General features: G+C 74.9%; 14 protein-coding genes. 10 read left to right on the forward strand and 4 right to left on the reverse strand.

Going from position 1 to position 12,332, the window contains the following annotated elements:
- The first annotated feature begins 20 nt into the window (after window positions 1–20).
- From ACH5AO_RS17245 to ACH5AO_RS17255, 3 genes are all read left to right on the forward strand, one after another.
- On the forward strand, window positions 21–824 hold the full coding sequence (locus tag ACH5AO_RS17245; protein WP_398925371.1) for an aminoglycoside adenylyltransferase domain-containing protein: 804 nt from the start codon (window positions 21–23) through the stop codon (window positions 822–824).
- A gap of 146 nt (window positions 825–970) precedes the next feature.
- A complete protein-coding gene (locus ACH5AO_RS17250) occupies window positions 971–1,399 on the forward strand; it encodes a VOC family protein (RefSeq protein WP_398925373.1) in 429 nt (142 codons plus the stop codon).
- A 117-nt stretch (window positions 1,400–1,516) separates the two neighbouring features.
- Window positions 1,517–1,942, forward strand: a complete 426-nt coding sequence (locus ACH5AO_RS17255; RefSeq protein ID WP_398925375.1) for a CBS domain-containing protein — start codon at window positions 1,517–1,519, stop codon at window positions 1,940–1,942.
- Here ACH5AO_RS17255 and ACH5AO_RS17260 read toward each other — a convergent pair.
- A complete protein-coding gene (locus tag ACH5AO_RS17260; RefSeq protein WP_398925377.1) occupies window positions 1,917–2,381 on the reverse strand; it encodes an archease in 465 nt (154 codons plus the stop codon). The two genes, ACH5AO_RS17255 and ACH5AO_RS17260, sit on opposite strands and share 26 nt — an antisense overlap.
- Before the next feature lie 130 nt (window positions 2,382–2,511).
- On the opposite strand from ACH5AO_RS17260, the gene ACH5AO_RS17265 reads away from it, so the two are divergent.
- Complete coding sequence (locus ACH5AO_RS17265) at window positions 2,512–3,159, forward strand: phosphoribosyltransferase (protein ID WP_398925379.1); 648 nt, start codon at window positions 2,512–2,514, stop codon at window positions 3,157–3,159.
- A 325-nt stretch (window positions 3,160–3,484) separates the two neighbouring features.
- On the opposite strand, the gene ACH5AO_RS17270 is transcribed toward ACH5AO_RS17265, so the two are convergent.
- The gene (locus tag ACH5AO_RS17270; RefSeq protein WP_398925382.1) at window positions 3,485–3,709 is read right to left on the reverse strand and encodes a hypothetical protein; all 225 of its coding nucleotides are present in this window, start codon (window positions 3,707–3,709) and stop codon (window positions 3,485–3,487) included.
- Between the two features lie 218 nt (window positions 3,710–3,927).
- Window positions 3,928–4,542, reverse strand: a complete 615-nt coding sequence (locus ACH5AO_RS17275) for a TetR/AcrR family transcriptional regulator (RefSeq protein WP_398925384.1) — start codon at window positions 4,540–4,542, stop codon at window positions 3,928–3,930.
- Window positions 4,543–4,813: 271 nt separating this feature from the next.
- On the opposite strand from ACH5AO_RS17275, the gene ACH5AO_RS17280 reads away from it, so the two are divergent.
- From ACH5AO_RS17280 to ACH5AO_RS17295, 4 genes are read left to right on the forward strand one after another with little or no spacing between them, the layout of a single operon-like run.
- Window positions 4,814–5,371: a 2Fe-2S iron-sulfur cluster-binding protein gene (locus tag ACH5AO_RS17280; protein WP_398925386.1), complete on the forward strand. Its 558-nt coding sequence runs from the start codon at window positions 4,814–4,816 to the stop codon at window positions 5,369–5,371.
- Window positions 5,368–6,360 carry an FAD binding domain-containing protein gene (locus tag ACH5AO_RS17285; protein WP_398925388.1) on the forward strand — a complete coding sequence of 331 codons (993 nt, stop codon included), beginning with the start codon at window positions 5,368–5,370 and terminating at the stop codon, window positions 6,358–6,360. The genes ACH5AO_RS17280 and ACH5AO_RS17285 overlap by 4 nt, the downstream gene beginning before the upstream one ends.
- Complete coding sequence (locus ACH5AO_RS17290) at window positions 6,357–8,477, forward strand: xanthine dehydrogenase family protein molybdopterin-binding subunit (protein ID WP_398925390.1); 2,121 nt, start codon at window positions 6,357–6,359, stop codon at window positions 8,475–8,477. Before ACH5AO_RS17285 ends, ACH5AO_RS17290 begins: the two co-directional genes overlap by 4 nt.
- Window positions 8,470–9,606, forward strand: coding sequence for an XdhC family protein (locus tag ACH5AO_RS17295; RefSeq protein WP_398925392.1), 1,137 nt, complete (start codon window positions 8,470–8,472; stop codon window positions 9,604–9,606). Before ACH5AO_RS17290 ends, ACH5AO_RS17295 begins: the two co-directional genes overlap by 8 nt.
- An 87-nt stretch (window positions 9,607–9,693) precedes the next feature.
- On the opposite strand, the gene ACH5AO_RS17300 is transcribed toward ACH5AO_RS17295, so the two are convergent.
- Window positions 9,694–10,257 carry an NADPH-dependent FMN reductase gene (locus ACH5AO_RS17300; RefSeq protein WP_398925394.1) on the reverse strand — a complete coding sequence of 188 codons (564 nt, stop codon included), beginning with the start codon at window positions 10,255–10,257 and terminating at the stop codon, window positions 9,694–9,696.
- Window positions 10,258–10,377: 120 nt separating this feature from the next.
- Here ACH5AO_RS17300 and ACH5AO_RS17305 point away from each other — a divergent pair, with 120 nt between their 5' ends.
- Together ACH5AO_RS17305 and ACH5AO_RS17310 are read left to right on the forward strand one after the other, a co-directional pair.
- Complete coding sequence (locus ACH5AO_RS17305; RefSeq protein ID WP_398925396.1) at window positions 10,378–11,040, forward strand: TetR/AcrR family transcriptional regulator; 663 nt, start codon at window positions 10,378–10,380, stop codon at window positions 11,038–11,040.
- Between the two features lie 61 nt (window positions 11,041–11,101).
- Window positions 11,102–12,139: a LacI family DNA-binding transcriptional regulator gene (locus ACH5AO_RS17310; RefSeq protein WP_398925398.1), complete on the forward strand. Its 1,038-nt coding sequence runs from the start codon at window positions 11,102–11,104 to the stop codon at window positions 12,137–12,139.
- Window positions 12,140–12,332: the final 193 nt, after the last annotated feature.

Below are 12,332 nucleotides of genomic sequence, written 5' to 3' on the forward strand. Positions count from 1 at the left end.
CGCACACCGACACTGGTCCCATGAACCGTACCCCCCTCCCGCCCCGCGAGGTCCGCCCCTACCTGGACGAGCTGGTCCACCGCACGCGCACCGTCTGCGGCCCCCACCTGGTGAGCGTCCTCGCCGTCGGATCTCTCGCGCTCGGCGACTACCGGCACGGACGCAGCGACGTCGACGTGACCGTCGTGGTGGACCGCTCGCTTCCCCGGCGCATCCTGCCCGAACTGGCCGGGGCGCTCGCCCACCCCGCCCTGGCCTGTCCCGCCGCCGGACTGGAACTGGTCGTCTACCCGGCCGATTTCGCCCGCCGCCCGTCCGGCGGCGCGGGGTACCTCATGGACCTCAACACCGGACCGTCCCTGCCCGAGCGGGTCAGCCACGACCCCGGGGAGGGGCCCGCGTTCTGGTACGTCCTCGACCGTTCCGTCGCCCACCAGGCCGGCCTGTCGCTGTTCGGCGCTCCGGTACGGGACGTGATCGCCGCACCGGAGCGGGCCGACGTGCTCGCCGCGCTCCGCGCCTCCGTGCGCGAACACGCCGAGGGCGAGGGGCACGCGGCCGACAACCGGGTGCTCAACGGCTGCCGCTCCGTGGTGTGGTGCCGCACCGGCCGCTGGTTCGCCAAACGCGCGGCGGCCGGGATCGTCGCCGCCGCGGAGGCGGACTTCCGGCCACTGATCACGGACGCGCTGCGCAGCTTCGAACGCCCCCGAGAGTCCGCGCTCGCGCTGCCCCGGGCGGAGGTCGGGGACTTCCTGGACTGGGTGGCCGGCCGCGTGGACGAGACCGCCGCGGCCGAGGGCGGGCACGGCACCCCGGCCTGACCCGCGCCTTGCGTACCGTCGCTCCCGGCCGACGGCTCGACAGCCGCCGGATGTGCCGTCTAGGCTCTCCGGCGCGGCATCGCGTGTCGGTCACCGGCCGGGTGAGGCATGGAGGCGCCGCGGATGCCCGTGGAGGCATTGCCCTCGTGTCAGTCGAGTTCAACCACACCATCGTTCTCACCCGTGACCGGGAGAAGTCCGCCCGTTTCCTCGCCCACGTCCTGGGCCTGGAGGTCGGGGAACTGGCCGGAATGTTCCTGCCGGTGACGACCGCCAACGGAGTCACCCTGGACTTCGCGACCGTCGACATCGACATCCCGTCGCAGCACTACGCGTTCCTCGTCTCCGAGGACGAGTTCGACGCGCTCCTCGCCCGGCTCGTGGCGGCCGGGATCCCCTTCCAGGCCGATCCGCACGGCAGGCACCCCCGCCGCATCAACCGCAACGACGGCGGTCGCGGCGTCTACTTCCGGGACCCGGCGGGCCACGGCCTCGAGGCCCTCACCCTCCCGTACGGCACCGACCCCGCCTCACCGCTGAACGGCGTCACCGAGGAGGTTCCCGGAGCCGTGTAGGCGGGACGGGGGCGGGCGTGCTCCACGCCCGCCCCCGCCCGGTCGGTTTACGGGCCGCGCGACGGGCTACGCGTCGGACACGGGGAGTCCACGCCGGCCACGTACCGGGAGGTGCCCATGACCACGCGGATACGGGACGTGATGTCCGCGGACACCGCGTCCGTCGAACCCATGACGACGGTGGCGCGGGCGGCGCGCCTGATGCGCGAGCAGGACATCGGCGACGTCCTCGTCGCGTACGACTGCGATCTGTTCGGTGTGCTCACCGACCGCGACATCGTGCTGAGGGGCGTCGCGGAGGGATGCGACCCGGAGGCCACGACGGTCGGTTCCCTGTGCACGCGCCCGCCCCTGGTGACCCTCGACCCCGAGGACACCACCGATCACGCCGTGGAGCTGATGCGGCGGTACGCCGTCCGGCGGCTCCCGGTGGTGGAACGCGGCGGCTGTCCGGTGGGGGTGGTGAGTCTCGGGGACCTCGCCGCGACGGAGGATCCGCACTCCGCCCTGGCGGACATCAGCGCGGCGGCTCCCACCCACTGAGCGCGCACGTCCAGCCGTACGGGCCCGGGCGGATCCGCGGTTCCTCCCAGTCCACGGCCGCCGGCATCCGCCCGGTGACCCGTACGTCCGTCAGGGCGGCCACCGCCAGGCGCACGTCGAGACCGTCCTCGGTCCCGTCCGCCTCCACGTCGACCGGTACCTGGCCGTACTCCTCCAACCGGTACAGGATCTCGTCCAGCAGCTCCGCCAGCAGATCGTCGTCACTGGCCCCGTCCAGCCGGATGCGGCCCACGCCCGTCGGCCGCACCCCGGAGACGTCGGCGAAGCACTCCACCATCGCCGCCACCGCCTCCGCCAGACAGTTCTCCCGGCTCGCCGCCCACGCCTCGATCCGGATCTCGTCCTCCCGCGCCACCGCCCGGTGCCCGCTCGTGCCCGGCCGCCGCGCCTGTCCGTACTCGCTCGTGTCACCGACCATGGAACTCGCCTGCCCGACCACCGCGCACCCATGCCGGACACCGGGCGCTTCGAGTGGCGGGGAGCGGGGTACACGGGTGCGGACCAGGTGCTTCAGGTGCCGTCTCCGGTACGGAGGGAGGGCATCCGCCATGCGGTTCCGTGATCGCCGGCAGGCCGGCCGCGAGCTGGCCGCACGGCTGCGGGAGAGGCGGGACGAGGGAGCCCTGCCCGAGCCCGTCGTGCTGGCCCTGCCCCGCGGCGGTGCCGCCGTGGCCGTCGAGGTCGCCCGGGCACTGGACGCCCCGCTCGACGTCCTCGTCGTACGGAAGATCGGCGCCCCCTTCCACGAGGAGTTCGGCGTCGGCGCGATGGCCGGCGACGGGATTCCGCTCTTCGACGAGGACGCCCTGCTGCGGCTGGGCCTCGACGAGGCCGACCTGGCGCCCGTCGTCGAACGCGAACGCGTCGAGCTGCGCCGCCGCGAACAGCGCTACCGCCAGGGCCGCCCCGCCCCCGAGCTGCGCGGGCGGACCGTGATCGTCGTCGACGACGGGCTGGCGACCGGCTCCACCGCCCGCGCCGCGCTGCGCGCCCTGCGGGCACGGGACCCCGGACACCTCGTGCTGGCCGTCCCGGTCGGCGCGGCCGAGGGCGTCGCGCTGATGCGCTCCGAGGCCGACGAGGTGGTCTGCCTGCACGAGCCGGCCGCGTTCATGGCCGTGGGCCAGTGGTACGAGGAGTTCGACCAGCTGACCGACGAGGACGTGCTGGACGCGCTGCACCAGCGGCAGGCGTAGCCGCGGCCGGACGACCCCGTCCGCGCGCGGTGCCGCGTTCTCCCCGGGAGGAACGGCCCGGTTCCGTGAGGATCGCCTCCGCGTGCTCGCCCACGGCCGGTACCGGGTCCACGCGGGCCGGCAGCGGCGCCTCCACGGTTCCGCCCGGCACCGCCCTCTGGCGCCGGCGGTCGCGGTGACGTCGTCGGCCCCGGCGCAGGCGATGCCGATCGCCTCCAGGTCCTCGAGCGGTTCATCGGCGTCCGCGCGGGCGAAGCGCTCGGCGGTGACCGCGTTCGGCTCCTCGCGGTGGGTCACCCGGTCGGAACCGGTGGCGAAGCGCGGATCATCGGTCGGCTCCGGCCTGCCGGGGAACTCCGCGCACAGGGGCCGCCCGCTCGCGTTCGTTCCGGACGGAGAACAACACCTCGCGCCCGTCGGCGGCCCGGTGGGTGCCGTACGGGGCGACGGCGGCGTGCCGGGTGCCCAGTCGCGGGGGCCGGGCACCGCCGTGACGGGTGCGGCAGGCGGACCGGCCCGTCCGCTCGGCGAGCGCCCCGGACAGGGACACCCCCACCGGGTGCGCTGCGCCGGCGACCCGCACCGCGCGCTGTCGGCCCGCACCCGCGGCGGCGGGATTCCCCTCCGGCGGCGGCCGCCGCCCCGCGGGAGCCGCGCGAGCCGGCCACTGCGGCGGCCGCCCGAGAGCGGGACGGTGTCCCCGCCGCGCGGGCGTCCGTACGGGCCGCAGGCGGACCGGCGTCCCGGCCCGCGCGGCGTGCCGGTGCGCTACCGCCCCGGTGCCCCCGCGCGCAGGCCGTCCATGACCAGGTCCAGCAGCCGGGTGGCGCGCGGCTGCCAGTCCTCGGCCGGGTCGAGCTGCCAGAGGCCGCCGATGGCGAGGATGAGGTCGTCCGCGGTCACGCCGGGGCGAATGGATCCGGCCTCCTCGCAGCGGCGCAACAGCAGTTCCGCCGCCTCGGTCACCGGGCTGTGCCCCGGCTTCGCCGGGCTCCCCGGTCCGCTGGTGGCCTGCCGGATGGCGTCGGCCAGACCGGCCTTGGTCATGGCGAAGCGGGCCAGCCCGTCCATCCACTCGCGCAGCGCGCAGGCGGGCTCCAGCACGCTCAGCAACTGCGCCGCGCTGTCCGCCACCTGCCGCATCTCGTACCGGTAGATCTCCAGGACGAGTGCCTCGCGGCTGGGGAAGTTCCGGTAGAACGTGCCCTGCCCGACGCCCGCCTTCTTGGCGATCACGCTCAGCGGGGTCTCCGCCGAGCGCGTGAGTTCGACGAGGGCCACCTCCAGGATGCGCTCACGGTTGCGCTGCGCGTCCGAGCGCAGGGGCGCCGCCGTGCTCCGCGGCACCCGCACGCAGGGGGACGCGTCCTCCTTGTGTCCCATTCGTCCTCCTCCCGGGCCATGACCGAAACCCGTCCTTGCTAACCGGACAGCTGTCCACTACGTTTTCGGGGAACGGACAGCTGTCCGCTTCGGGTCCATCGTATCGGCGGACACGGACGGCGCGGGACGCCCGTCGGCACGCCCGCGGTGACCGGTGTGTTCCCGGCCCTTCCCCCCTCCTCCCATGCTCCCGAACGCCCCCCGTTCCGTACAGCCCACCCCTCACGACACCGACTCGTCCGCCTTCCAGATCCGTGAAAGAAGGCTGCTCATGGCCCCCTCGACGTCCAGCAGCGTCACCTTGAACATCAACGGCGAGAAGCACACGCTGTCCGTCGACCACCGCACCACCCTGCTCGACGCCCTGCGCGAGCGCCTCGATCTGACCGGCACCAAGAAGGGCTGCGACCAGGGACAGTGCGGCGCCTGCACGGTCCTGGTCGACGGCCGCCGCACCGTGTCCTGCCTGCAACTGGCCGTCGCGTCCGACGGACGCGAGATCACCACCGTGGAGGGCCTGGCCGACGGGGACCGGCTGCACCCGGTGCAGCAGGCCTTCCTCGACCTGGACGGCTTCCAGTGCGGCTACTGCACCCCCGGCCAGATCTGTTCGGCCGTCGCCGTCATCGAGGAGCACGCGGCGGGCTGGCCCAGCGCCGTCACCGGGGACGTGCGTCCCGAGGCGGGACCGCCGCCCCTGACCCCCGAGGAGATCAGGGAACGCATGAGCGGCAACCTGTGCCGCTGCAGCGCGTACGTACAGATCGCCGAGGCGGTCGCCCGCGCGGCCGCCGAGAGCCGGAACGAGACCGAGGAGGCCGTGGCGTGAGGGAGTTCGACTACCGGCGCGCCGACGACGTCTCCGGCGCGGTGGCGCTGCTCGAGGCCGACCCCGACGCCCGCTACCTCGGCGGCGGCACCAACCTCGTCGACCTGATGAAGAACGGCGTCGAGCGCCCGGCCCGGCTCGTCGACGTCCGCACCCTCCCGCTGGACCGGATCGAGCCGGCCGACGGCGGCGGACTGCGCATCGGCGCCACCGTCACCAACAGCGACCTCGCCGCGCACCCCGACGTCCGCCGGGACTACCCTGCCCTCGCCCAGGCCGTACTCGCCGGTGCCTCCGGGCAGTTGCGCAACATGGCCACCGTCGGCGGCAACCTGCTCCAGCGCACCCGCTGCGGCTACTTCACCGATGTGACCAAGCCCTGCAACAAGCGTGCTCCCGGCAGCGGTTGCCCCGCCGTCGAGGGCGAGCACCGCAACCACGCCGTCCTGGGCGCCTCCGACCACTGCGTGGCGATCCACCCCTCCGACATGGGGGTGGCGCTGACCGCCTTCGACGCGGTCGTCTCCTACGAGACCGCCGACGGGCCCGGGCAGTTGCCGCTGGCCGACTTCTACCTCCCGGTGGGCGACACCCCGCACCGGGAGACCGCCCTGCCGCCCGGCGCGCTCATCACCCACGTCACCCTGCCGCCGGCGCCGGTCGCCGCCCGCTCGCGCTACCGCAAGGTCCGCGAACGCGCCTCGTACGCCTTCGCGATCGGCTCGGTCGCCGCCGCCCTCGACGTCAGCGGGGGAGTCGTCCGCGAGGCCCGCCTCGCCTTCGGGGCCGTGGCGTCCCGGCCCTGGCGGGCCCGCGCCGCCGAACGCGTGCTGAACGGCGCCCCGGCCACCGCGGAGTACTTCGCGGCGGCGGCGGACGCCGAACTCGCGGCCGCCAGGCCGCTGCCCGACAATGGATACAAGGTGACACTCATGCGCAACCTGGTGGTGGCCGTGCTGTCCGAACTCGCCGAGGAGGCCGCCCGATGACCACCGCCACGACGCTGACGGGCGCCGTCGGCACCGCGCACACCCGCGTCGAGGGCCGCGACAAGGTCACCGGCGCCGCCCGCTACGCCGGTGAGATCCCCTTCGCCGACCTCGCCCACGGCTGGCTGGTGCTGTCCACCGTCGCCCGCGGCCGGATCCTGTCCGTCGACACCGGCCCCGTGCTCGGCATGCCGGGCGTGCTGACCGTCCTGCACCACGGGAACGCGCCGCGCCTCGAGACCGACTACGTCGGGATGCTGGGCGTTCCGCCGGACCCGACGGCCGCGGTCTTCCAGAACGACCGGGTCCCGCACGCCGGCTGGCCCGTCGCGCTGGTCGTCGCCGAGACGTCCGAGCAGGCCCGGGAGGCCGCCGAGCGGCTCGTCGTCACCTACGAGCAGGAGCCGCACGACATCGCGCTCTCCGGCGACCGCCCGGACGCCTACGCGGCGGACGGGCACATGCCCGCGGTGACGGAGAAGGGCGACCTGGAGGCCGAACTCGCCGCCTCCGCCCATGTGGTGGACGTGGAGTACACCACGCCCGAAGAACACCACGCCATGATGGAGCCGCACGCGGCGACCGCCCTCTGGGACGGCGGCCGGCTCGAGGTCGTCGACTCCAACCAGGGCACCACCTGGGTCGCCGACGAGCTCGCGCGGATGTTCTCACTGGACGCGTCCGCGGTGAGGGTGCGCTCCGAGCACATCGGCGGCGGCTTCGGCAGCAAAGGCCTACGGGCCCACCAGGTCTGCGCGGTGATGGCCGCGACCGCCCTGCAGCGGCCGGTCCGCGTCGTGCTGACGCGCCGCCAGATGTTCTCGCTCACCGGCTACCGCAGCCCCACCGTCCAGCGGGTCCGGCTCGGCGCCGACGCCGACGGCCGGCTGCGCGCCCTGGAGCACCGTTCACTGAACCAGACGTCGACGGTCTGGGAGTTCGTCGAGCCGAGCGCCGGTGTGGCGCGCGTGATGTACGACGCCGACGCCCACCGCACCTCCAACGAGGTGGTACGGCTGGACGTGCCGTCCCCGACGTGGATGCGCGGGCCGGGCGAGGCACCCGGGTCGTTCGCCCTGGAGTCGGCGCTCGACGAACTCGCCGAGCGGTGCGGGATCGACCCCGTCGAGCTGCGGCTGCGCAACGATCCCGAGCACGGCCCGGTCTCCGGGCTGCCGTTCGCCGGCCGCAACCTCGCCGCCTGCTTCCGCGAGGGTGCCCGCCGTTTCGGCTGGGCCGGCCGTGACCCGCGCCCGGGGACGCGCCGCGAGGGGCGCTGGCTGCTCGGCACGGGCACGGCCGCGGCCTCCTTCCCCTCGGGCGCCCTCCCGTCGACGGCCGCGGTGACCGCGGAGGCGGACGGCACCTTCACCGTGCGGATCGCCGCGGCCGACATCGGCACCGGGGCGCGCACGGCGCTCACCCTGGTGGCCGCCGACGCGCTGCGGGTGACGCCCGACCGGGTCCGGGTGCACATCGGCGACAGCGACTTCGGCCCGGCGGGGATCGCGGGCGGCTCCATGGGCACCCGCTCCTGGGCCTGGGCGGTCACGGCCGCCGCCGGGGAGCTGCGGGAGAAGCTCGTTCCGGGAGGCGCCGTACCGCCGGAGGGCATCACCGTACGGTCCGACACCACCGCCGCCCTCGGCGCCCTCGCCCGGAAGGAGCGGCACTCCTTCGGGGCGCAGTTCGCCGAGGTGGCCGTGGACGTCGCCACCGGTGAGGTGCGGGTGCGGCGGATGCTCGGCATCTTCGCGGCGGGCCGGATCGTCAACCCGCTCACCGCGCGCGGTCAGCTCGTGGGCGGCATGACCTGGGGCATCTCGATGGCTCTGCACGAGGAGGCGGTCCGGGACCGGGCCTTCGGCGGCCTCTACGGCGCCGATCTGGCCGGCTACCACGTCGCCACCCACGCCGACGTGCCGGTGGTCGAGGCGGACTGGGTCGACGACCCGGACCCCGACGACCCCGTCGGCATCAAGGGCATCGGCGAGGTCGGCATCGTGGGCGCGGCGGCGGCCGTCGCCAACGCGGTCTGGCACGCGACCGGCGTACGGCACCGGAACCTGCCCATCCGTCCCGACCGGGTACTGGAGGCGGGAGGACCACGTGTTTGACATCGCCGGCGAGCTGCACCGCTGGCTGACCGAGGACAGGGAGTTCGCCGTGGCCACGGTGGTGTCCGTGGGCGGCAGCGCGCCGCGCGGCCCCGGCGCCGCCCTCGCCGTCGACAGCGGGGGCACGGTCGTCGGCTCGGTGTCCGGCGGGTGCGTGGAGGGCGCGGTGTACGACCTGTGCGCCCAGGCGCTCGCGGACGGCGAGACCCATGTCGAACGGTTCGGCTACAGCGACGAGGACGCCTTCGCCGTCGGCCTGACCTGCGGCGGGGTCATCGACATCATGGTGACCCCGGTCGGTGTGCGGGCTCCGGTCCGGCAGGTGCTGCGGTCGGCGCTGTCGGCCGTCCTCCGGGGCGGGCCGGGGGCCCTCGCCCGGGTCGTCGAGGGCCCGGCGGAACTCCTCGGCAGGGCCCTGTTCGTCCACCCGGACGGATCGTACGAGGGCGGCCTCGGCGGGGTTCCCGAGCTGGACCGGACGGCGGCCGGGGAGGCCGGGGCCCTGCTGGAGGCCGGCCGCACCGGCACGGTCCGCGTCCAGGAGGACGGGTCGTACTGCCCCGGCGGGCTGACCCTGTTCGTGGAGTCCTCGGTGCCGCCGCCCCGCATGATCGTCTTCGGGGCGATCGACTTCGCGGCGGCGCTGGTGCGGGTGGGCAAGTTCCTCGGCTACCACGTCACGGTGTGCGACGCGCGGCCCGTGTTCGCGACCCGGGCCCGCTTCCCGGAGGCCGACGAGGTCGTGGTCGACTGGCCGCACCGCTATCTGCGGGGCACGGAGACCGACGCGCGCACGGTGCTGTGCGTCCTCACCCACGACGCGAAGTTCGACGTACCGCTGCTGGAGGCGGCCCTGGGCCTGCCGGTGGCGTTCGTCGGGGCGATGGGCTCCCGGCGCACCCACGCCGACCGCGAGCGCCGCCTGCGCGAGGCGGGCGTGGGGGAGCGGGAGCTGGCCCGCCTGCGTTCCCCGATCGGTCTCGACCTCGGCGCCCGTACCCCGGAGGAGACGGCCCTGTCCATCGCGGCGGAGATCGTCGCCACCCGCCGGGGCGGCACGGGCGTTCCCCTGACGGGCCTGCGGACGCCGATCCACCGTGACGGGCGGTCCGCGCCGGCGGCCGCCTGAGCCCTCGGACACGGGCCGGTTCCGCGGCGTCGGGGGCGGAAACGGTGAAGGGGCCGGGAGCGAGTGCTCCGGCCCCTTCGGCGTGGTTCAGGCGGCGGCCGGCTCGCCGGCGAGGCCGTGGAGGCGGGTGATGACCTCGGTCAGCTGGGCGGCGACCTCGTCGTCGTCGGCCGGGTGGGTCTCGGCGAAGCGGGTCACCGAGCCGGGGATGGAGAGCTTGATGTCCTCGATCACCTTGCCGCCGGCGATGCCCACGGACTTGCGGGCCTCGTCCTGGGCCCAGAGACCGCCGTACTGGCCGAAGGCGGTACCGATCACGACGACCGGCTTGCCGCTGATGGCGCCGGCGCCGTAGGGGCGGGACAGCCAGTCGATGGCGTTCTTCAGGACGGCCGGCATCGTGCCGTTGTACTCGGGCGTGAAGAGCAGCAGCGCGTCGGCGCCCGCGGCGGCCTCGCGCAGCGAGACGGCGGCGGCCGGCACGCTGCCCTCGACGTCGAGGTCCTCGTTGTAGAAGGGGATCTCCGCGAGCCCTTCGTAGAGCGCCACCTCGGCGCCCGCGGGGGCGAGCTTGATGGCGGCCTCGGCGAGCTGACGGTTGTGCGAACCGGCGCGGAGGCTGCCGACGAGGGCGAGGATGCGAACAGACATGAGGGGCTCCAGGGGGTGCTGAAACGTTGCCGAAACAATCCGGACCGGGGTCCGTTTCTCTGTTGTAGCACTTTAACCGGACCGCGGTCCAGTTTCTTCCCGATGCTTTACGCTGGCTTCATGTCCGCCGCGCCGCCGCCCGTCCCGGCATCCCAGGACCCCGCACAGCCGCAGGAGTTGCTGCAACTCGGCATCGACCCCGACGAGCCCTGCCTGCGCGCCGACGCCGCGCGCAACCGGGCCCGCCTGCTGGAGGCGGCCGCGCTGCTCGTGGCCGAGCGCGGGGCCGACAGCATCACCATGGAGGAGGTCGCGGCGGCGGCCCACGTGGGCAAGGGGACGGTCTTCCGCCGCTTCGGCGACCGCACCGGCCTGCTCACCGCCCTCCTCGACCACTCCGAGAAGAAGTTCCAGGCCGCCTTCCTCACCGGACCCCCGCCGCTCGGTCCGGGCGCACCCCCGGCCGAGCGGCTGCGCGCCTTCGGCCTCGCGATGCTCCGCCGCACCACCGAGGAGCTGGAACTGCAGCTGGCGGCCGAACCGGGAGCGGGCCGCCGCTTCACCAGCCCGCCCCGCCGCGTCCTGTGCCACCACGTGACCCTGCTGCTGCGCGAGGCGGTCCCGGACGCGGACTGCGAGGTCCTCGCCCACACGCTGATGGCCCAGCTCGACCCCGCCCTGATCCACCACCTGACACGGCAGTGCGGCATGCCCCCGGAGCGGCTGGAGGCCGCGTGGCTGGACCTGGTCGACCGGGTGACGGTCCGGGCCCCCTCCCCCTGACGGGGTATCAACTCCCCCGCCTGACCGCCCGGTTACGGCTTCTGCAAGGATGCCGTACGTCATGGTGCAGATAACGAACACGCCCGCGTCCGCGTCCCCCGCACCGACGCGCTCCGTCCCCACGAGCGCCGATGTGGCCCGCCTGGCCGGAGTCTCGCGCGCGACCGTCTCCTACGTCCTGAACAACGCCGGCGCCGTCCGGATCAGCGAACCCACCCGCCGCCGCGTCCGCGAGGCCGCGAGGGAACTCGGGTACGTGCCGCACGCGGCGGCCCGCAGCCTGCGCGCCGGACACAGCCGTACGGTCCTGATGCCCGCGCCCGCCTTTCCCGTCGGGCCGCTCTACAGCCAGTTCATCAACGATCTCCAGGTCTCCCTGGCCCGCCTCGACTACACGGTCGTGCAGTACGGCACCGTCGGCCTGCACGACGACGAGGCCGCCCGCGCCTGGGCCGAGCTGCGGCCCGTGGCGGTCCTGGTACCCGGCTCCGGGCTCGGCCCGCGCGGCGTCGAGGTGCTCAAACGCTCCGGGGCGCGGGCCGTCGTCACCCTCGGCCCCGAGCCCGTCGAGGGCGCGCACGGCCTGCTCATGGACCACGACGTCGTCGGGCACAGCGCCGGAGCCCACCTCTTCGAGAGGGGCCGCCGCCGGATCGGCGTGGTCGTTCCGAGGGAGCCCGGCCTGGAGGCGTTCTCCGCGCCCCGCCTGGCCGGGGTGCGCGCCGCCCTGCGCGGCACCGACGCCACGGTCACCGAGCTGCCGCTCGCGCACGACGAGGGCGCCGCCGCCCGGCTGGCCGCCCGCTGGCGCGAGCTCGGCCTCGACGCCGTGTTCACGTACAACGACGAGTACGCGATGTTGCTGATGCGCGCGCTGCAGGACGAGGGCGTCCGCATCCCCGAGGAGACCGCCGTGATCGGCGCCGACAACCTGATGCTGGGCAGGCTGCTGCGGCCCCGGCTGAGCACCGTCCACCTCGAACTGCCGGCCGGCCGCGAGCTGGCCGAACTGGTCGACCGCGCGGTACGCGACCCCGCCGCGGCCCCCGGGGCCCACAAGGTGCTGGGGGCGTCGGTGGTCCGACGCGAGTCGAGCTGACTCCAAAGGGGCGCGGGGCTGTGCCGACATGCGGCTCCGCCGCGTGGGCGCGCACGGGGGTCCGGGGGCGGAGCCCCCGGGGACGGGAAGGGAAGGGGCGGCGGGGGCGAGGACCCCCCCCCCCCCCCCCCCCCCCGGCCCCCCCCCCCCCCCCCCGCGACCCCCCCCCCCCCCCCCGCCCCGCGCCGCCCCC

It is taken from the genome of Streptomyces sp. NPDC018964 (assembly GCF_044390325.1).
Taxonomy (GTDB): Bacteria; Actinomycetota; Actinomycetes; order Streptomycetales; family Streptomycetaceae; genus Streptomyces.